The organism is Bradyrhizobium sp. SZCCHNRI1009 (assembly GCF_032487575.1).
In the GTDB taxonomy this organism is placed as follows: Bacteria; Pseudomonadota; Alphaproteobacteria; order Rhizobiales; family Xanthobacteraceae; genus Bradyrhizobium.
The window spans coordinates 1-18,950 of sequence record NZ_JAUEUL010000033.1 but is presented as its reverse complement, the minus strand read 5'-3'; the positions used below and the strand labels follow the sequence as shown (position 1 = coordinate 18,950).

14 protein-coding genes are annotated in these 18,950 nt (G+C 65.9%); 6 read left to right on the top strand and 8 right to left on the bottom strand.

The window, feature by feature from the left end; genetic code table 11:
- Nucleotides 1-70 precede the first annotated feature (70 nt).
- On the top strand, nucleotides 71-1,315 hold the full coding sequence (locus QX010_RS30940; RefSeq protein ID WP_316183411.1) for a cytochrome P450: 1,245 nt from the start codon (nucleotides 71-73) through the stop codon (nucleotides 1,313-1,315).
- A gap of 1,057 nt (nucleotides 1,316-2,372) precedes the next feature.
- On the opposite strand, the gene QX010_RS30935 is transcribed toward QX010_RS30940, so the two are convergent.
- From QX010_RS30935 to QX010_RS30925, 3 genes are all read right to left on the bottom strand, one after another.
- Nucleotides 2,373-3,314, bottom strand: coding sequence for an NAD(P)H-binding protein (locus QX010_RS30935; RefSeq protein ID WP_316183433.1), 942 nt, complete (start codon nucleotides 3,312-3,314; stop codon nucleotides 2,373-2,375).
- 309 nt (nucleotides 3,315-3,623) lie between these two features.
- Nucleotides 3,624-4,472: a VOC family protein gene (locus QX010_RS30930; RefSeq protein WP_316183410.1), complete on the bottom strand. Its 849-nt coding sequence runs from the start codon at nucleotides 4,470-4,472 to the stop codon at nucleotides 3,624-3,626.
- Entirely contained in the window at nucleotides 4,469-5,728 is a 1,260-nt protein-coding gene (locus QX010_RS30925) for a Glu/Leu/Phe/Val dehydrogenase (protein WP_315805861.1), read from the bottom strand. The genes QX010_RS30930 and QX010_RS30925 overlap by 4 nt, the downstream gene beginning before the upstream one ends.
- A 205-nt stretch (nucleotides 5,729-5,933) precedes the next feature.
- Between QX010_RS30925 and QX010_RS30920 the strand changes: the two genes are divergently transcribed.
- Nucleotides 5,934-6,827: a sugar kinase gene (locus tag QX010_RS30920; protein WP_316183432.1), complete on the top strand. Its 894-nt coding sequence runs from the start codon at nucleotides 5,934-5,936 to the stop codon at nucleotides 6,825-6,827.
- A 22-nt stretch (nucleotides 6,828-6,849) separates the two neighbouring features.
- Nucleotides 6,850-7,758: a ribokinase gene (rbsK, locus tag QX010_RS30915; RefSeq protein ID WP_316183409.1), complete on the top strand. Its 909-nt coding sequence runs from the start codon at nucleotides 6,850-6,852 to the stop codon at nucleotides 7,756-7,758.
- On the opposite strand, the gene QX010_RS30910 is transcribed toward rbsK, so the two are convergent.
- On the bottom strand, nucleotides 7,755-8,990 hold the full coding sequence (locus QX010_RS30910) for an NAD(P)/FAD-dependent oxidoreductase (RefSeq protein WP_316183408.1): 1,236 nt from the start codon (nucleotides 8,988-8,990) through the stop codon (nucleotides 7,755-7,757). The genes rbsK and QX010_RS30910 overlap by 4 nt on opposite strands.
- A 113-nt stretch (nucleotides 8,991-9,103) precedes the next feature.
- On the opposite strand from QX010_RS30910, the gene QX010_RS30905 reads away from it, so the two are divergent.
- Complete coding sequence (locus tag QX010_RS30905; RefSeq protein WP_316183407.1) at nucleotides 9,104-9,889, top strand: enoyl-CoA hydratase/isomerase family protein; 786 nt, start codon at nucleotides 9,104-9,106, stop codon at nucleotides 9,887-9,889.
- Nucleotides 9,890-9,897: 8 nt separating this feature from the next.
- On the opposite strand, the gene QX010_RS30900 is transcribed toward QX010_RS30905, so the two are convergent.
- Nucleotides 9,898-11,604 carry an IlvD/Edd family dehydratase gene (locus QX010_RS30900; RefSeq protein WP_316183406.1) on the bottom strand — a complete coding sequence of 569 codons (1,707 nt, stop codon included), beginning with the start codon at nucleotides 11,602-11,604 and terminating at the stop codon, nucleotides 9,898-9,900.
- A 141-nt stretch (nucleotides 11,605-11,745) separates the two neighbouring features.
- Nucleotides 11,746-12,564, bottom strand: a complete 819-nt coding sequence (locus QX010_RS30895; protein WP_315805865.1) for an NAD(P)-dependent oxidoreductase — start codon at nucleotides 12,562-12,564, stop codon at nucleotides 11,746-11,748.
- Nucleotides 12,565-12,653: 89 nt separating this feature from the next.
- Here QX010_RS30895 and QX010_RS30890 point away from each other — a divergent pair, with 89 nt between their 5' ends.
- The gene (locus QX010_RS30890; protein WP_316183405.1) at nucleotides 12,654-13,622 is read left to right on the top strand and encodes an SMP-30/gluconolactonase/LRE family protein; all 969 of its coding nucleotides are present in this window, start codon (nucleotides 12,654-12,656) and stop codon (nucleotides 13,620-13,622) included.
- Between the two features lie 111 nt (nucleotides 13,623-13,733).
- Here QX010_RS30890 and QX010_RS30885 read toward each other — a convergent pair whose 3' ends face one another.
- Together QX010_RS30885 and QX010_RS30880 are read right to left on the bottom strand one after the other, a co-directional pair.
- On the bottom strand, nucleotides 13,734-15,164 hold the full coding sequence (locus QX010_RS30885) for an aldehyde dehydrogenase family protein (RefSeq protein WP_316183404.1): 1,431 nt from the start codon (nucleotides 15,162-15,164) through the stop codon (nucleotides 13,734-13,736).
- A gap of 490 nt (nucleotides 15,165-15,654) precedes the next feature.
- A complete protein-coding gene (locus QX010_RS30880; protein ID WP_316183403.1) occupies nucleotides 15,655-18,021 on the bottom strand; it encodes a transketolase in 2,367 nt (788 codons plus the stop codon).
- A 138-nt stretch (nucleotides 18,022-18,159) separates the two neighbouring features.
- Here QX010_RS30880 and QX010_RS30875 point away from each other — a divergent pair, with 138 nt between their 5' ends.
- A complete protein-coding gene (locus tag QX010_RS30875; protein WP_316183402.1) occupies nucleotides 18,160-18,621 on the top strand; it encodes an Lrp/AsnC family transcriptional regulator in 462 nt (153 codons plus the stop codon).
- Nucleotides 18,622-18,950 lie beyond the last annotated feature (329 nt).

Below are 18,950 nucleotides of genomic sequence, written 5' to 3'. Positions count from 1 at the left end.
CATTTTCTTCCGCCGCGCGCCATGCGACGGTCACCGGGACAAAAACAAGAATCGGCCGGGAGGACCAGACATGACCGACGACGCAGCGCTCGCCAGCCAGTTCGATCTCGAGAGCCTGACGCGGGAGTTCTACGCCGATCCCTACCCGACCTATCGCGCGCTGCGCCGGCACGCCCCGGTCAAGCGCATGCGCAACGGCTCCTATTTCCTCACCCGCTACGACGATCTGGTCACCGCCTACAAGGCGACCAAGACGTTCTCGTCGGACAAGAAGCGCGAGTTCGCGCCCAAATACGGCAACTCGCTGCTGTACGAGCATCACACGACGAGCCTCGTCTTCAACGATCCTCCGGCGCACACGCGGGTGCGCCGCCTGATCATGGGCGCGCTGTCGCCGCGCGCGATCGCCGAGATGGAGCCTGCGCTGATCGCGCTGGTCGACGGGCTGCTCGACCGGATCGCGACCAAGGACAGATTCGAGCTGATCGAGGATTTCGCCGCCGCGATTCCGATCGAGGTGATCGGCAACCTGCTCGGCGTGCCGCATGACGAGCGCGCGCCGCTGCGCGACTGGTCTCTCGCCATCCTCGGCGCGCTGGAGCCGGTGCTGACGCCGGAGCAGTTGTCACGCGGCAACCAGGCCGTCGGCGACATGCTGACCTATCTCGAAACCCTGGTCGCGCGCCGGCGCGCCGCCCCCGGCAATCCCGAGCGCGACGTGCTGACGCGGCTGATCCAGGGCGAGGCCGACGGCGAGCGGCTGAGCGAGACGGAGCTGCTGCACAACTGCATCTTCCTGCTCAATGCCGGCCACGAGACCACGACCAACCTGATCGGCAACGGCCTCGTGCTGCTGTGCCAGCATCCGGCCGAGCGGCAGCGGCTGATCGAGGCGCCCGGCCTGATCCGCACCGCGGTCGAAGAAATCCTGCGCTACGAGAGCTCCAACCAGCTCGGCAACCGGATGACCACGGAGCCCGTCGAGCTCGGCGGCGTCAGGCTCGAGGCTGGCACCTCCGTCACGCTGTGCATCGGCGCCGCGAACCGCGACCCCGCCCAGTTCGACGACCCCGAACGCTTCGACATCGCCCGCCCCGCCAACCGTCACCTCGCCTTCGGCACCGGCGCGCACCAATGCGCCGGCATGGCGCTGGCAAGGCTGGAGGGCGCGGTGGCGATCTCGCGGTTTCTGGCGCGGTTTCCGAACTATCAGCTGGACGGCGAGGCGGTGCGTGGGGGGCGGGTCAGATTTCGCGGGTTTGCGAGCGTGCCGTGTGTGGTTGGGGGGCTGACGCGATCGTCGCTCTCGCGATAGCCCCTCGGTCTTGACTTCAGACGGCCCAGCCATGACGGCCTGGGCGGCAGTTCGTAGGGCGGATTAGCGAAGCGTAATCCGCCGCTGACACGGTCAACTGCTGTTGAAGGACACGCTCTTCATCAGCGATCCGGCCCCCGGTCACAACCACGCTCAAGCGACCCGCTGTTACAATGCCGCTGCTGCTGGCGCGGCGGATTACGCTTCGCTAATCCGCCCTACCGACTTTACGTAGCGCTCCTCGCTTTGTTTTCGAATTGCAAGATTTTTGTTTCGCTTCATCAGAAATCATGTTATACGCGCGCCGTCCCGTCTCACAAGAGGGGCGCTTCGCGGTCGTCACGAACGTTGAGGCGGGATGCGGTGGGCGTGTTGGTGTCGCAGCGTGGTTTTCCGCGCCGACGAACGGCATCGATGCGCACGGTCAAGTCGCGTGGTCCTGACACCCCGACGCTGGTGTCACGCTTGCGTTGGCGCTCACGCGCCGCGCGGGCAACGGTGGCCAGAAAGCCCGGAGCACCGGGGAGAACGCGAAGCAGCCGTCAAAACCATCGCGCGGGGAATGCCGGGATGTCTCGGCTGAACCTGTGGTTCCTGCCGCCTGCATTTTTTTCCGCAGGCGGGCCATGGGTGCGGCCAGCGCCCGGCATTCCCCGTGCCCTCTTTTCGGAGAGGGCAGGACGAAGCGCAAAGCTCGGACGCGAACCGCGCCGCGAGGGGGTGACCGCATGTCTCACCGCCTTCAGCACAAGTCTCATCGTCCCAAACACAGCTCTCACCATCGTCATTGCGAGCGATGCGACGTGTCCGCCAAAGCCCGAAGGGCGACGGCGGAAGCAATCCAGGGCTGGGCATGCGACTCTGGATTGCTCCGTCGCTTGCGCTCCTCGCAATGACGCCGCGCATAAGGAGACCGCCGAGGGGCGAGCTATTGAGTTACTCGTCATGCCCGGGCTTGACCCGGGCATCCATCTTCTCGCGAAGAGTGATGGATGGCCGGGTCAAGCCCGGCCATGACGATGGAGAGGGTGGAATGCTCAACAGCGCGCTGGCGATTTCAGAACACCGCGTGGTCGCCGCGCTCGGCCGTGGCCTCGCCGCGGATCAGCCTGGCGTAGTAGTCGAACAGCGTCTCCGAACCCGTCGACGGCGTGGCGTCGGCGTCGTAGCGGCCGGTGGCGGGGTCGAGCACCAGCATGGATTCGGTGGCGTAGTAGCGGCCGATGCGGGCGAGCTCCGCCTTGTCGGCGAGCGACGGCACGACCCGACCGGCAAGATCGAGCCCGCGGATGACGACGTCGAGCAGCGCCACCGGGACGTGGCGGATGTGCGGCTTGCGTCCGAGCAGCGCGAACAGATGCTCGCCCTGCTCCAGCGGCGTGATGGCCGGTCCGGGGCCGCCGATTGGCAGCACGCGATTGCAGCGGCTCTCGTCATCGAGGCAGCCGGCCAAGTAGTCGCCGAGATCGGCGTCGCTGATCGGCTTGCACGCGGTGAGACGGCCATCGCCGAACACGAGATATGGCCGGCCCTGTCTGACACGCTCGACCTGCCCGGACAGCGACTTGAAGAACGCGGTGGGACGAACGATCGAATGGATCAGGCCCTGCTCCATCAGATGCGCTTCGAACGCCAGCTTGGCCTGCTGAAACGCCAGCAGCGGCTTCTGCACGCAGATGGCAGACAGCATCACGAAGTGCGTCACGCCTGCATTGCGGCCGGCCTTCAGCACGTTCACATGAGCCTGGTGGTCGACCGCCCAGGCATCGCGCGGCACGCCGGTCCGCGATGCCATGCAGGACACCACGGCGTCGAAATGCTCACCGCGAAAGCCGTCGCGCGCGAGCGAGACGGGATCGGTGACGTCGCCCGTTCTGACGGTGGCGCCCTGGACCCGCACGGCGTCCTGGCGCGGACGGACGAAGCAGACCACCTCATGCCCCCGCGCGACCAGCGCACGCACGGTGGCGCGGCCGATCGTTCCCGTCGCGCCGAGCATGAAGACACGGCGCGGACCAGACGAAGGGACGACGATAGGAGAGGTCATCGGCTGAGGCGAAACTCTGGAAACCGTCCCAATCTATATCACCGCCTGCCCTTGCGCGGCGTCGAGACTGCCAAGGGAATTCTCGTCATTCCCGGGCCCGTCCCGGCCATCCACGTCGTTCGGCGTGTGCGGTGCTACGTGGATGGCCGGGACGAGCCCGGCCATAACGAGTCGAAAGAGCTGAGCGCATCCCGACGCCCTAGCGTTGCTCGCGACCTGCCGTGCCGTTGTCCGAACGCCTCTCCACGCTCCGCGAATCCCTCACTCCGCCACGCGCGGGGTCTTCTCCAGGATCAGCGTGTGGATGCCGCAGGTGCCGCTGTAGAGGCTCATCACCCGTGTGCCGGGCTTGCGCCCAACTCTGGGCTCGGAGACCTGCAGGCCGGCGGCGAGCAGCCGCGCGCGCGTGGCATCGATGTCGGCGACGCGCCAGCTCAGGCCCCACAGCTTGTCATGGGCCTTGTCGTTGCCGGCGACCGGCCGCTTCACCACCTCGACGATCAGGTCGCCGCAGCGGAAGAACATCAACTGCCCCCATTCCTGATGGCTGCGGTCGAGCGCCATGTCGAGGCCGAGCCGGGCGCCGTAGAGCGCGGCGGCGCGTTCGGGATCCTCGGTCGAGATCACGATATGGTCGAGGCCGAGCACGGCCGTATCGGCGGTCTTGGCGGACGGCGGGCGCGGCTCGGCAAGCTCGAGGAAGAACATGCGCACGCCGCGCGTCAGATCGGTCATCGCACGGGTGCGCTTCCAATGCAGCGTCTGGCCGGAGACGCGATCGGTGTTGTCGACCTCGGCAATCGGATCCGGCTTCAGCGCGACCCGCTCGAGCCGCCGATGCATCTTGCCGATATCGCCGGTGGCAAAGCAGATGCTGGCGAGCCCCTCTCCCCAGATCTTGATGACGTTGCGGATGCGGTCGGCGGCGGGGCTCTCCCCCGCCGGCGCCATCAGCTCCAGGCTCATGTTGTCGAGCGTGAACAGGACGCGGTCGGCGCCCTCGCCCGAATTCTGCCAGGACGGCTTGCGCGCCAGCAGCGTCTCGAACGCGGCGCTGCCGGCCTGGATGTCCTGCAGCAGGACGACGACGTGGTCGAGCCCGGTGATCACGGAAACAGCCCTCGCGAGTTCTTGGCGTTGCGCACCTTCTCTACCCCGATCGCCATCGCCGCGGTCCGGTGCGAGATGTCGTCGGCCTTGGCGCGCGCCAGCATCCGCTCGAAGGCGCGGTCGAGGATCTGGTACTCCCTGCGCATCACCTCCTCTTCCTCCCAGAACAGCTGCTGCAGATCCTGCACCCATTCGAAGTAGCTGACGATGACGCCGCCGGAATTGCAGAGGATGTCGGGAATGAGGAAGATCTCCTTGCGGCGCTGCTCCAGCACGAGATCGGCATCCGGCGTGGTCGGACCGTTGGCGGCTTCCGCGATCACCCGGCATTTCAGATGCGCCGCCACCTTGGCGTCGATCACGCGCTCGACGGCCGCCGGCACGAGGATGTCACAGGCCAGGGTCAGTATCTGGTGTGGATCGAAGGCGAGTTCGGTGGAGAAGCCCGCAATGCTGCCGTGCCTGGTCGCATGCTCCATCAGCGCCGGGATGTCGAGGCCACGCGGATCATGGAGGGCGCCAGTGTGATCGCTGACCGCAATCACCTTCATGCCCATCTGGTGGAAGCCGAGCGCGGCGTAGGAGCCGACATTGCCGAAGCCCTGCACTACGGCCGTGGACGTGGTCGGGTCGATGCCCAGCTCATCCATCACCCGCCGCGACACATGGGCGACGCCGCGGCCGGTCGCCTCGCGGCGGCCGAGCGTGCCGCCGGAGAACACCGGCTTGCCGGTGACGATCTCGGTCACGGTCTGGCCCTGGTACATCGAATACGTGTCCATGAACCAGGCCATCACCTGCTCATTGGTGCCCATGTCGGGCGCCATCACGTCGGTATGCGGGCCGACGAACGGGATCATCTCCTGCATGTAGCGGCGCGACAGCGATTCGAGCTCGCGCTTCGACAGCTTGGAGAGATCGACGTTGATGCCGCCCTTGGCGCCGCCATAGGGCAAGCCGACCAGCGCGCATTTCCAGCTCATCCAGATCGCGAGCGCGGCGACCTCGCCAATGTCGACCGTCGGGGCGAACCGCGTGCCGCCCTTGGTCGGCCCCATCGTCAGCAGATGCTGGACCCGGTAGCCTTCGTAGACCGAGATCGTGCCATCATCCTTGTGGATCGGACACGAGACGGTGATCGCCCGCTTCGGCAACAGCAGCCGGTCCCGCTCGTCGGCTGGGATACCAAGATGGTCGGCGATCACGTTGAACTGATTGGTGGCCATCTCGAACACCGGACCCGCATAGACAGTCATATTCCACTCCCGAATCTGCGTTTCTGCAGGCCGGCAACCATAGCGCGACCCGCGCGCCGGCGGCAGGGGGCCACCGGTAGCAGACGGCCGATCTCAACCACCAAGGTGACGATTTGACGAAGAATTTCAGCGTTGATCCGCTTTGACCGCTTGCTAATCTGCGGCGCCGGGGCCGCGATCACCCCTTAGTGAGACAGAAATGGCAATGCAGGCCCTCTTCATCGGACAGACCTACATCGACGTGACATTCATCACCGACCACATGCCGACGGGGGACGAGAAGCACGTGGCGTCCGACTATGCCGTCTCGTTCGGCGGCAATGCCGTGACTGCGGCATTTTGCTGCGCCAAGCTCGGCATTGTGCCCGACCTGATCGCGACCGTCGCGAATGACTGGCTCGGGCGGATGTTCCAGGACATGACCGCGAAATACGGCATCTCGGTCCACCCCCGGAAGGTCAATGCCTCCTCGCTGTCCTTCATCATGCCGAAGGACGGCAAGCGCGCCATCGTGCGCTGCCGCGACGACGCGCATATCCACCCGTTCCCGCTGCTCAATCTCGGCAATTGCAGGGCGCTGCATGTCGACGGCCACCAGCCCGACGCCGCGTTGCATTATGCCAAGCTGTGCCGCGAGGCCGGCATCCTGACCTCGCTCGACGGCGGCGGCCTGCGCACCAACACCCATGAGCTGCTCGAATATATCGACGTCGCGATCGTCGCCGAGCGGCTGTGCGAGCAGATGGATCTCACGCCGGAAAAGATGCTCGACTACCTGAAGAGCCGCGGCTGCCGCATCGGCGGCGTCACCCAGGGCGAGAAGGGCCTGCTCTGGTATGACGAGGTCGGCGCCGTGCATACGCTGCCGGCCTATCCGATCCCGCGCGAGCGCGTGATCGACACCAATGGCGCCGGCGACGTCTTCCACGGCGCGTATGTGTATTCGTACCTCGCCGATCCCGCCAAGGGCTGGAAGGAGCATTTCGAGTTCGCGCGCGCGGCCTCGACGTTCAAGATCCAGAAGCTCGGCAACGAGGCCGGCCTGCCGACGCTCACCGATATCGAGCTGGTCCGGCAGGAATTCGAGGCGCGCGTCTAGCGGCTGTTTGGGAGAAAAGCGGATGGGACGGGTCGTCGTCGCCGGCAGCATCAACATGGATGTGGTGGCGGCGGCCGAGCGCCATCCGCGCATCGGCGAGACCGTCGCGGGCCGGTCGGTGATGTACTTTCCCGGCGGCAAGGGCGCGAACCAGGCGGTCTCAGCCGCCAAGCTCGGCGCGCCGACGGCGCTGATCGGCCGCCTCGGCCGCGACGCCTTCGGCGAGCAGCTGCGCGCCTTCCTCGCCGGCCAGGGCATCGACCTCGCCGCGGTCAAGGACAGCGCGGACGCGTCGACGGGCACCGCGATCATCACGCTGGCCAACGCCGACAACACGATCGTGGTGATCCCGGGCGCCAATGCCGAGGTCAGCGCTGACGATGTGGCGCAGATTGCGTTGACAACGGGCGACGTGGCGGTGAGCCAGTTCGAGATCCCGCAGGCGACCATCGCCGCCTTCTTCCAGCGCGCGAAGGCCGCCGGCGCCACCACGATCCTCAACCCCGCCCCCGCCAGCGCCTTTGGCCGCGAGCTGTTCGCGCTGGTCGACGTCCTCGTGCTCAACGAAACCGAGCTCGGCTTCCTGGCCGGCATCGAGCTTGGCGACGCGCCGACGCCGCAGCAGGTAATCACGGCGGTGCTTGCGCTCAAGCCTCGCGACGATCAGACGGTCTGCGTCACGCTCGGCGCGCGCGGCGCGGTCGCGGTCTCTGGTGCCGAGGCAAGGCTGGTCGAAGGCCGCGCGGTCAAGGCTGTCGACACCACGGGCGCCGGCGACTGCTTCGTCGGCGCGCTGGCGGCGCGACTGTCGCAGGGCGCGGCGATCGCGGATGCGATCGCCTACGCCAACGCTGCGGCGTCGATCTCGGTGCAGCGGATGGGCGCCGGCCCGTCGATGCCCACTGCCGAGGAGGTGCGCGCGCTGCTCTAGGCGAGAGCGCTCTTCAGGTCGAAGCTGGGATCAGCGGCCTTGGCTGCATCCAAGGTGCCGCCCGCAGCAAGCAACTTGCGGCCGAACATATGGTCGCCGGCGCGGTTGACCGACTCGATGCCGACCAGCCGGCCCTCTTTGTAACAGAATGCGGAGAATGCCTTTTGCGCCGGATCCCCGCGCAGCACGACCTGGTCATAGCCCGTGGTGAGCCCCGCGATCTGGAGCTTGTCATTGCCCTGATCGCTCCAGAACCACGGCTGCCCGTCATAGGGCTTGACGTCGCCCGTCAGCCGCGCCGCGACGCAGCGGGCATGATCGGTGGCGTTCTGCACCGACTCCAGCCGCAGAGTCCCGCCGAAGCGCTGGCTGGCGAACAGCGCGCAATCGCCGATCGCCGAGATGTGCGGATCGCTGGTCAGCAGATACTCGTCGACCACGATGCCGGAGGCGACCTGCAATCCCGCCTCGGCGGCGAGCTCGACATTCGGCAGCACGCCGACGCCGACCACGACGAGATCGGCGGGGATGTGCCGACCATCGCTGAGGCTGACGCCGGTGACCTTGTTGCCGTCGGCCTCGATGCTGGTGGACTGCACTCCGAGATGAATCTGCACGCCGGCATCGGCATGCTGCTTCTGGAAGTAGTCGGAGATTTCCGCCGTCACGGCCCGCGCCATCACCCGCGCGCCGAGCTCGAGCACGTCGACCTCGAGGCCCTTGATCCGCGCGGTCGCCGCGAATTCGAGACCGATGAAGCCGGCGCCGATCACCACGGCCCGCTTGGCATCGGCGAGCAAGCCTCGCAGCGTTTCGCTGTCGTCGAGAATGCGCAGATAGCGCACGGCCGGGAGATTGGCATTGGGAATGTCGAGCAGCCGGTTGCGCGCGCCGGTCGCGAACACGAGGTGCCCATAGTCGAGCGTCCGACCGGAGGCGAGCTGCACCTTGCGCTGATCGCGCTGAACCGCGACGGCACGATCGTAGACGAGATCGATGGTCTGGTCCGCGTAGAACTTCTGCGGCCGAAACATCAGGGTCTCGGGACCGCCGGTGCCCTTGAGATAGGCCTTCGACAGCGGCGGGCGCTGATACGGCAGATGCGGTTCGTCGTTGATCAGGTGAATGGGATCGGCAAAGCCTGCCTGACGCAGCGAGGTCGCGAGCTGGAATCCCGCATGCCCCGCACCCACGATCACCACCGGTCCCTTCGTCACTGCGCGCTGCCCCATTCTGTCATTGTCCATGCCGACGGAACCGGGTTTTGGCAGACTTGCCCGGCATTGTCACCGGTCCCGCCGTGCGGTTTAAATGCGGCAACAAGAACCACGCCCGGGAGGTATGAATGTCGGACGCCGTAGCGGAACCTGCCCGCCTGAGCATCGAGGGTCCGATCGCGACCATCACGCTCGACCGCCCGGCGGCGTTCAACGCCATCAACCTTGCGATTGCGAAGCGCTTGGAGCTGCTTGCGGCCCAAGTAGAGGCCGACAAGACCATCCGCGTGCTGATCCTGAAAGGCGAAGGCCGCGCCTTCTGCGCCGGCGGCGACCTGCAGACGATCGGCGCTGCCGCTGAGGCCAACACCATCACGCCTGTCGTCAGCGAACTGCTGCATCACTACCATGCTTTCATCGCGAGCCTGCGGCGCATGCCCAAGATCGTGCTGGCGAGCGTGCACGGCTCCGCCGCCGGCGCAGGGATGTCGCTCACCTTCGCCGCCGACCTCTGCATCGCCGCCGAGGACGCGCGCTTCACGCCGGCCTATGCCAAGCTCGGCGTGTCGCCCGACGGCGGCGGTACAGTTGGCATGGTCGCCACTGTGGGCATCAGGCGGGCGTTGCAGATCTTCCTGGCGGAGGACAGCTTCACGGCCGCGCAGGCCCATGAATGGGGCTTGGTCGCGAAAGTCGTCCCCGCCCCCGGGCTCGCTGCAGCCACCGAAGCGCTGGCGCAGCGACTGGCGCAGAACATGCCGGCGGGGATCGCTGCGACCAAGGCGCTGATCCATCGCGCACCGACCAGCTCGGTCGAGGACCAGCTGGCGGCCGAGCGGGATGCAATCATCAATTGCATGCACACCGACGAATTCCGCGCCGCCGTGAAGCGTTTCACCAGCAAGGGAAAGTAGGACTGCGCTCAACTCTTCCCTTTCCGGCGCATGAAATCGAAATCGCAGCCGTCGTCGGCCTGCAGGATCGTTGCATGGAAGAGATGCGCATAGCCGCGCTCGGCCCATTCGGGCGTTGCGGCTTGCTTCAGCGCAGCGCGACGCCGGTCCAACTCGGCGTCGTCGACCAGCAGGTCGATGCTGCGCTTTTCGACATCGAGCCGGATCATGTCGCCGCTCCGCACCAGCGCCAGCGGACCGCCGACGGCGGACTCCGGAGTGATGTGAAGGACGATGGTGCCGAACGCTGTGCCGCTCATGCGCGCATCGGAGATGCGCACCATGTCCTTGGTGCCGCCGCGCGCGAGCTTCTTCGGAATCGGCAGGTACCCCGCCTCCGGCATGCCTGGCGCGCCCTTGGGTCCGGCATTGCGCAACACCAGGACGTCGTCGGCCGAAACATCGAGAGCGGGATCATCGACCCGCAGGGTCATGTCCTCCACCGACTCGAACACGACGGCGCGCCCGGTATGTTGCAGCAGCTTCGGGCTCGCCGCCGAATGCTTGATGACTGCGCCGCGCGGCGCCAGATTGCCGCGCAGCACGGCAAGGCCGCCTTCCGGCTTGATCGCGTCATCGCGCGCGCGGATCACGTCCTGCCCGGGAACATCCTCCGCCGCAGCGACGATGTCGCGCAGCGACTGGCCGGTGATCGAGCGGCAATCGAGGTCGATGAGATCGCCAAGCTGCTTCATCAGCTTCGGCACGCCACCGGCGTGGTGGAAATGCTCCATGTAGTGATCGCCGGACGGCTTGAGGTCGACCAGCACCGGCACCTCGCGCCCGATGCAGTCGAACGCATCGAGGTCGATCCTGTGCGGCGTCCGGCCGGCGATGGCGGTGAGATGCACGAGCCCGTTGGTCGAGCCGCCGATCGCCTGCAGCACCACCTGCGCATTCCGGAACGCCGCAGGGGTCAGCAGTTCGCTCGGCTTCGGTCCCTTCACCTTGGCCATCTCAGCCGCGACCCGGCCGCTGGCCTCGGCCGAGCGGAAGCGCTCGGCGTGCGGCGCGGGGATGGTCGCGCTCATCGGCAGGGACAGGCCGAGCGCCTCGGTGACGCAGGCCATGGTCGAGGCCGTGCCCATCACCATGCAGGTGCCGACCGAAGGCGCGAGCCGGCCGTTGACCGCATCGATCTCGCTGCCGTCCATCTCACCGGCGCGATACTTCGCCCAGAGACGTCGGCAATCGGTGCAGGCGCCGAGCACCTCGCCCTTGTGATGCCCGACCACCATCGGTCCGACCGGAATGACCACGGTCGGCAGATCGGCGGACACCGCGGCCATGATCTGCGCCGGCAAGGTCTTGTCGCAACCGCCGATGACGACAACGGCGTCCATCGGCTGCGCGCGGATCATCTCCTCGGTCTCCATCGCCATCAGGTTGCGCAGATACATCGAGGTCGGATGCGCAAAGCTCTCGGCGATCGAGATGGTCGGAAACACGAACGGCATCGCGCCGGACAGCATGACGCCGCGCTTCACCGCTTCCAAAATCTGCGGCACGTTGCCATGGCAGGGATTGTAGTCGCTGTAGGTGTTGGTGATGCCGACGATCGGACGATCGAGCGCGTCATCGGAATAGCCCGCCGCCTTGATGAAGGCCTTGCGCAGGAACAGCGAGAATCCGGCATCGCCGTAAGCGGTCAGTCCCTTGCGCAGGCCGTCGGTCATGGTCTTCTTTTCTTTCGTTGCTCTGTCTCGTTATTCCGGGGCGCGCGGAGCGCGAACCCGGAATCCAGAAGTGGTTTAAACTCTCATGTCGAGATTCGGGGTTCGCGTCCTGCGGACGCGCCCCGGAATGACGACCTTGGATCACCCCCAATCGATGATCCGGCTGGTGTCGCCATCGAACTCCGTGGTGCAGAACGCGCCGCCCTGGAAATAGTCCCCAATCGGATCGGCCGGCAGCTTGGCCTGCTCGGCCATGGCGTGCTCGCGGAAATCCTCGGCGCGGCCGGTCGGGCGGTAGCCGAGATCATAGGCGCGCTGGTTGTCCCACCAGGCGCGTTCATTGAGCGAGGCGCCGTACAGCACCTCGAAGTGGATGTCCGGATGCTCCAGGCCGATGCGGCAGAGCTGCACGAGATCCTCCGGCTTCAGCCAGATCGACAGACGGCGCTTGTCGAGCGGCTTGTCGCCGAAATTGCCGATGCGGAGGCACGTGACCTTCAGCCCGTGCTTGTCGGCATACAGAGACCCGAGCGCCTCGCCGAACACCTTGCTGACGCCGTAGCGGCCGTCGGGGCGCGGCTGCACGTCGTTGTCGATCTTGCGATGGCGCGGATAGAAGCCGACCGCGTGGTTCGACGACGCGAACACCACGCGCTTCACACCCTTGCGGCGGGCGGCCTCGAACAGGTTGTAGCCGCCGATGATGTTGGCCTGCAGGATGTCGCTCCACGGTCCTTCGACCGAGTAGCCGCCGAAATGGATGATGCCGTCGACGCCCTCGCACAGCGCCTCGACCTGGGACAGGTCGGCAAGATCGGCCGCCTTGAACGTCTCCTGGCTGGACAGATCCGCCGGCGGTCTGAGGTCGCTGAGCAGAAGGTCCGGATAGATCGGCGGCAGCAGCTTCCGCAAGGAAGTGCCGATTCCACCGCTCGCTCCGGTCATCAAGATACGTGGCATTTCATCCCTCTTGTTCGGCCCGCAGGTTTGCGGTCATTGCTTGGCGATGATAGCAGAGATCGTAACGGCGCAATAACAGGACCGGCCAAATGTCCGACGGAAACGCTCACGCGCAGGGCTTTCGCCCTGCCACCTTCTATCCCGATCCGGCGATCCAGGCGCTGGATCCGCGCTTCGAGAAATACTGGCTCAAGCTCTCCGCGGTCGAGCGGCTCGCCACCGGGCTGCGCTGGGCAGAGGGGCCGGTGTGGTTTGGCGACGGGCGCTATCTCCTCTGCAGCGATATTCCCAACCAGCGCATCCTCAAATGGGAGGAGGAGACCGGCGCGGTCTCGATCTTCCGCAAGCCCTCCAATTTCGCCAACGGCAACACCCGTGACCGGCAGGGACGGCTCGTCACCTGCGAGCATGGCGGCCGCCGCGTCACGCGCACCGAATACGACGGCTCGATCACCGAGCTGATGGATTCCTTCAACGGCAAGCGGCTGAACTCGCCGAACGACGTCGTGGTGAAGTCCGACGGCTCGATCTGGTTCACTGATCCGACCTTCGGCCTGCTCGGCAATTACGAGGGCTACAAGGCCGAGCCGGAGATCGACACCCACGTGTACCGGATCGACGCTGCCACCGGCCAAGCGACCATCGTCGCCGAAGGCGTGCTGGGGCCGAACGGGCTGTGCTTCTCGCCCGACGAATCCATCCTCTACATCGTCGAATCCCGCGGCGTGCCGACGCGCAAGATCCTCGCCTATGACGTCTCCGCCGACGGCACGACGCTCACCAACAAGCGCGTCCACATCGATGCCGGCCCAGGCACGCCGGACGGCATGCGCTGCGACGTCGACGGCAATCTCTGGTGCGGCTGGGGCATGGGCACGCCCGAGCTCGATGGCGTCATGGTGTTCGCGCCGGATGGCGCGCCGATCGGCCGCATCGCTTTGCCCGAGCGCTGCGCCAACGTCTGCTTCGGCGGCCTCAAGCGCAACCGCCTGTTCATGGCTGCCAGCCAGTCGATCTACGCACTCTACGTGAACACGCAGGGCGCGCTGGGGGGCTGACATCCGGTCCCGTAGGGTGGGCAAAGGCGCGGAGCGCCGTGCCCACCTGCTTCGTTGTCGGCGCGAACGGTGGGCACGCTGCGCTTTGCCCACCCTACGCATCCTCATCGATCAGGCCGCGTTGTAGCCCGCGACCGCCTTGACCTCGAGATACTCCTCGAGACCGAACTTGCCCCATTCGCGGCCGTTGCCGGACTGCTTGTAGCCGCCGAACGGCGCGGTGCGGTCGTTCGGCACGCCCTGCAAATTGACGTTGCCGGCGCGGATCTTGCGACCGACCTCGCGGGCCTTCTCGATCGTCGGAGCCGAGACGTAGCCGGCAAGACCATAGGGCGTGTCGTTGGCAATCTTCACCGCCTCGGACTCGTCCTGCGCACCGATGATGACGAGAACCGGCCCGAAAATCTCCTCGCGCGAGATCGTCATGTCAGGCTTGACGTCGGCGAAGATGGTCGGACGGACGTAGAAGCCCTTGTTGACGCCCTCGGGCAGGCCCGGACCGCCAGCCACGAGCGTCGCGCCCTCCTCGATACCCTTGTTGATGAGGGCCTGGATCTTGTCCCACTGGCCGCGATTGACGACCGGGCCGATCGTGGTGCCCTCGCCGCGGGGATCGCCGGCCTTGGTCTTGTCGGCGACGCCCTTGGCGATCGCGGCCACTTCCTTCATCCGCGCGGCCGGCACGATCATGCGCGACGGCGCGTTGCAGGACTGGCCCGAGTTGTTGAACATGTGCATGACGCCGCCGGTCACCGCCTTGGTGAGGTCGGCCCCCTCCAGGATCACGTTCGGCGACTTGCCGCCGAGCTCCTGGCTGACGCGCTTCACCGTCGGCGCTGCGCGCTTGGCGACGTCGATGCCGGCGCGGGTTGAGCCGGTGAACGAGATCATGTCGATGTCCGGATGTTCGCTCATGGCGGCGCCGACCTCCGGCCCGAGGCCGTTGATGAGGTTGAACACGCCCTTCGGCACGCCGGCTTCATGCAGGATCTCGGCGAAGATCAGCGCCGAGGTCGGAGTGAATTCCGACGGCTTCAGGATCATGGTGCAGCCCGCGGCCAGCGCCGGCGCGACCTTGCAGGCGATCTGATTGAGCGGCCAGTTCCAGGGCGTGATCATGCCCACCACGCCCACCGGCTCGCGCACGACCACGGACGCCGGAAGCGTCTCCTCGAACTCGTATTTCTTAAGCACGTCGAGCGTCGACATCAGATGGCCGAGGCCGGCGCCGGCCTGCAGCTTCTCCGCCATCGGCAGCGGCGCGCCCATCTCGTCGGAGACGGCGGCGCCGATCTCCTTCATGCGGCCCTTGTAGATCGCGATGATCTTTTCGAGCAGCGCGACGCGCTCATCGCGCGAGGTCTGCGAAAAGGTATCGAAGGCGCGCTTGGCGGCGGCGACGGCCTTGTCGACATCGGCCTTGGAGCCCAGCGCAACCTCATACATCGCCTCCTCGGTCGCCGGATTGATGACCGGGGTGGACTTCTTGACGACCGGATCGACCCAGGCGCCGTCGATGTAGAATTGCAGGCGATTGACCATCGGAAAACCTCTTCACGTGGAAGCATATGGAGGGGCGGCAGCGCGCGGGCCGGCATCCTGGCACGCGCGATCCGCGGGATGAACCCGCCACATGCGGGGGCCGGGGTTGCGTCCCGCGGATATAGGAGCAAGCCCGCGACCGGCGCAAGCCGACGCGCCTGCGTTTCGTCGCCGCTCCATTTTGCATCGCAACAAGCGTGGCTCCCTCTTTCGCCGCTAACCGGCCATCATTCCGGATGGCAGAATTCCCGTCGCCGAAGATTCATTTCCAAGATGTGAACTGCTTCACATCGCCGTTGGATCGCCGTGGCTAATCTCCCCGTCATAGACATCCCGGCATCTCGAAAGGACGCCGGACACGATTTCAGAACCGATATTTTCGCCTGTTCTTATTGCGTGGCCTTTTAGCACGTAGACATTTGATCCAAGTTGCGACGCCGTCTCCTTCACCCCAGGTGAGCGAGGCGGCGTCCTTGTTTCCGCCCCCTTCTCACACCGCCATCTTGCGATGCCTCACCGGGGCGCCGGTGAGGCTCTCGGCGGCGTCGATGATCGCGTTCGCGTCCATGCCGTTGTGGCGATAAAGGTCGTCGATCGTGCCGGTCTGGCCGAATTTCTCCACACCCAGCGCCTCGACGCGATGGCCGCGCACCGAGCCGAGCCAGCCGAGCGTCGCCGGATGGCCGTCGATGACGGTGACGATGCCGCAATCGCGCGGCAGCGGCGCCAGCAACTGCTCGATGTGGCTGAGATGCTGCCCGCCGCGGCGATGCCGGCGCAGGCTGCGCGCCGCCGTCCATCCGGCATGCAGCCGGTCGGCCGAGGTGATCGCGAGCAGGCCGACGTCGCGGCGGGACTCGCCGATCAGCCCGGTGGCCTCGATCGCCTCCGGCGCGACCGCGCCGGTGTAGGCGACGATCACCTCCGCATTCGGGCCCGGCTTGCGCAGCCAATAGGCGCCCGCGGCGATGTCGGACTCCAGCTCGGGCGTCATGATCCGCTGCGGCTGGTCGATGGTGCGCGTCGACAGCCGCAGATAGACCGAGCCGCCCTCGCCCGGCGTGGCTTGCATGTGGGTAAAGCCCCACTTCATGATCGCGGCGAGCTCGTCGACGAAGGCCGGCTCGAACGAGGACAGCCCATCCTGCGCCATGCCGATCAAGGGCGTCGCGATCGACTGATGCGCGCCGCCTTCCGGCGCCAGGGTGACGCCCGACGGCGTCGCGACGACCATGAAACGCGCATCCTGATAGCAGGCGTAGTTCAGCGCATCGAGGCCGCGCTCGATGAAGGGATCGTACAAGGTGACCACCGGCAGCAGCCGCGCGCCGTTGATGGCGTGCGACAGCCCGAGCGCGGAGGCCATGATGAACAGGTTCATCTCGGCGATGCCGAGCTCAATATGCTGGCCCTTCGGCGAGGCCGCCCAATTGAAGGTCGAGGGGATCTTCTCGCTGCGGAACAAATCGGCCTTCTCGGCGCGCGCGAACAGGCCACGGCGGTTGACCCAGGCACCGAGATTGGTCGAGACGGTGACATCGGGCGACGACGTCACGATGCGCGAGGCCATTGCGGTGTCGCCGCGGGCGAGATCGTTGAGGATCAGGCCAAAGCCCTGCTGCGTCGACATCTGGGCCGCGGCGGTGAAGGTCAGCCTGGGCACGTCGAACACGGCGTCATCGAGCCGGCGGCCATCGCGGTTGAACGGCACCGAGGCGAGGAACGACTCCAGCGTCGAAGCATCCTGCGTCAGTCCCTCGAACTTGTCCCATTCATGGCCCGGACGGATGTTCTGCTGCGCGCGCCATTTCTCCATCTGCGCCACCGTCATCAGCCCGGCATGGTTGTCCTTGTGGCCCTGGAACGGCAGGCCGACACCCTTGATGGTGTAGGCAATGAAACACACCGGGCGGTCGTGATCGATGGACTCGAACGCTTCCAGCATGCTCGCCATGTCATGGCCGCCGAGATTGGACATCAGCGCCAGCAGCTCGTCGTCATTGCGCTTGTCGAGCAGCCGCGTCACGTCGCCCTGGTCGCCGATCTCGTCCTGGATGTGCTTGCGGAAGGCAGCCCCACCCTGGAAGCACAGCGCCGCGTAGAGCGCGTTCGGGCAATTGTCGATCCAGCGCCTGAGCGCCTCGCCGCCGGGCTCGGCGAAGGCCTCGCGCATCAGCCGGCCGTATTTCACGATCACCACATCCCAGCCGAAATTGCGGAACATGGTCTCGAACTTCTCCCACAGGCCCTCGCGCACGACGGCGTCCAAGCTCTGGCGGTTGTAGTCGACGATCCACCAGGTGTTGCGCAGGCCATGCTTCCAGCCTTCGGCCAGCGCCTCGAAGATGTTGCCCTCGTCCATCTCGGCATCGCCGACCAGCGCGATCATGCGGCCTTCGCGGCGATCCTTCATCCAGCCATGCGCGTGCACGTAGTCCTGCACCAGCGAGGAGAACAGCGTCTGCGCGACGCCGAGGCCGACCGATCCGGTGGAGAAGTCGACATCGTCGACGTCCTTGGTGCGCGACGGGTAGGATTGCGCGCCCTTGAAGCCCCGGAAATTCTCCAGCTTCTCGCGCGTCTGCCGGCCGAACAGATATTGGATCGCGTGGAACACCGGGCTCGCATGCGGCTTCACTGCGACGCGGTCCTCGGGGCGCAGCACCGAGAAGTACAGCGCCGACAGGATGGTCGCGAGCGAGGCGGACGAGGCCTGGTGGCCGCCGACCTTCAGGCCATCGGTGTTCGGCCTGATGTGGTTGGCGTGATGGATGGTCCAGGACGACAGCCACAACGCCTTGCGGGTCAGCGCGTTCAGGATATCGAGACGGTCTGACGATGCGGATGGCGTGGCCATGGCGCTGCTCCCCGGGTATTGCTGGATTCGTGGACTTTAATCCTCTTGCCACGGCCAGAATTCTCAATTTTTCGCGCACAGAGCGGCTCTATTGGGATATTTTATCAACCTGAACTCATTTTCAGCGACTTGATTCCAATGCCAGAACTCGACGCCATCGACCGCAAGATTCTCGGCCACCTCCAGGCCGACGGCCGCATCACCATGCAGGAGCTGGCCGACAAGGTGGGCCTCTCGGTCTCGCCCTGCCATCGCCGCGTGAAATTGCTGGAGGAGCGCGGCGTCATCACCCGCTACATCGCCACCGTCGACCAGAAGGCGCTCGGGCTGCACGTCTCGGTGTTCATCTCGATCAAGCTGGCTCGGCAGAAGGAGGAGGACCTGAAACGGTTCGAGAAGGCGATCTCGGCCTGGCCCGAGGTGCTGGAGTGCTATCTGATGACAGGCAATCGGGACTACATGCTGCGGGTGGTAGCGGCCGACCTGTCGTCGTATGAGGCGTTCCTGAAGACCAAGCTGACAAGGCTCGACGGCATCGCCTCGATCGAGAGCAGCTTTGCCCTGAGTCAGGTCAAGTACTCGATTGCACTGCCGGTGTGAGCCAAGCAATCGCCACGACCTCCGCTGTCGTCCCGGCGAACGCCGGCACCCATACTCCGCGGCGGCCGTGGTGAAACAAGCCTGGTCCAACATCTCGCGCAACAACATCTTCCTGGGGTTACGGGTCCCGGCGTTCGCCGGGACGACACCGTGTTTGTTGAAACGAGACGCCCACCAAGATTTCCGTCATTGCGAGGAGCGCAGCGACGAAGCAATCCAGAGCGCATCCGCGGCAAGATCCTGGATTGCTTCGCTGCTGTTTAGCCCGGAGACATAGCTTACACCTGTTCGGGGACATGGTTGACACTTTTGGGGTCACGCAAATCGAT

What these genes read in the sequence shown, in the direction of transcription:
- QX010_RS30905 (WP_316183407.1), top strand. Translation starts at nt 9,104, where the DNA reads ATGTCGGACGCCGTAGCGGAACCTGCCCGCCTGAGCATCGAGGGTCCG.
- QX010_RS30920 (WP_316183432.1), top strand. Translation starts at nt 5,934, where the DNA reads ATGCAGGCCCTCTTCATCGGACAGACCTACATCGACGTGACATTCATC.
- QX010_RS30875 (WP_316183402.1), top strand. Translation starts at nt 18,160, where the DNA reads ATGCCAGAACTCGACGCCATCGACCGCAAGATTCTCGGCCACCTCCAG.
- QX010_RS30890 (WP_316183405.1), top strand. Translation starts at nt 12,654, where the DNA reads ATGTCCGACGGAAACGCTCACGCGCAGGGCTTTCGCCCTGCCACCTTC.
- rbsK (WP_316183409.1), top strand. Translation starts at nt 6,850, where the DNA reads ATGGGACGGGTCGTCGTCGCCGGCAGCATCAACATGGATGTGGTGGCG.
- QX010_RS30900 (WP_316183406.1), bottom strand. Translation starts at nt 11,604, where the DNA reads ATGACCGACGGCCTGCGCAAGGGACTGACCGCTTACGGCGATGCCGGA.
- QX010_RS30895 (WP_315805865.1), bottom strand. Translation starts at nt 12,564, where the DNA reads ATGCCACGTATCTTGATGACCGGAGCGAGCGGTGGAATCGGCACTTCC.
- QX010_RS30940 (WP_316183411.1), top strand. Translation starts at nt 71, where the DNA reads ATGACCGACGACGCAGCGCTCGCCAGCCAGTTCGATCTCGAGAGCCTG.
- QX010_RS30935 (WP_316183433.1), bottom strand. Translation starts at nt 3,314, where the DNA reads ATGCTCGGCGCGACGGGAACGATCGGCCGCGCCACCGTGCGTGCGCTG.
- QX010_RS30885 (WP_316183404.1), bottom strand. Translation starts at nt 15,164, where the DNA reads ATGGTCAATCGCCTGCAATTCTACATCGACGGCGCCTGGGTCGATCCG.
- QX010_RS30910 (WP_316183408.1), bottom strand. Translation starts at nt 8,990, where the DNA reads ATGGGGCAGCGCGCAGTGACGAAGGGACCGGTGGTGATCGTGGGTGCG.
- QX010_RS30925 (WP_315805861.1), bottom strand. Translation starts at nt 5,728, where the DNA reads ATGACTGTCTATGCGGGTCCGGTGTTCGAGATGGCCACCAATCAGTTC.
- QX010_RS30880 (WP_316183403.1), bottom strand. Translation starts at nt 18,021, where the DNA reads ATGGCCACGCCATCCGCATCGTCAGACCGTCTCGATATCCTGAACGCG.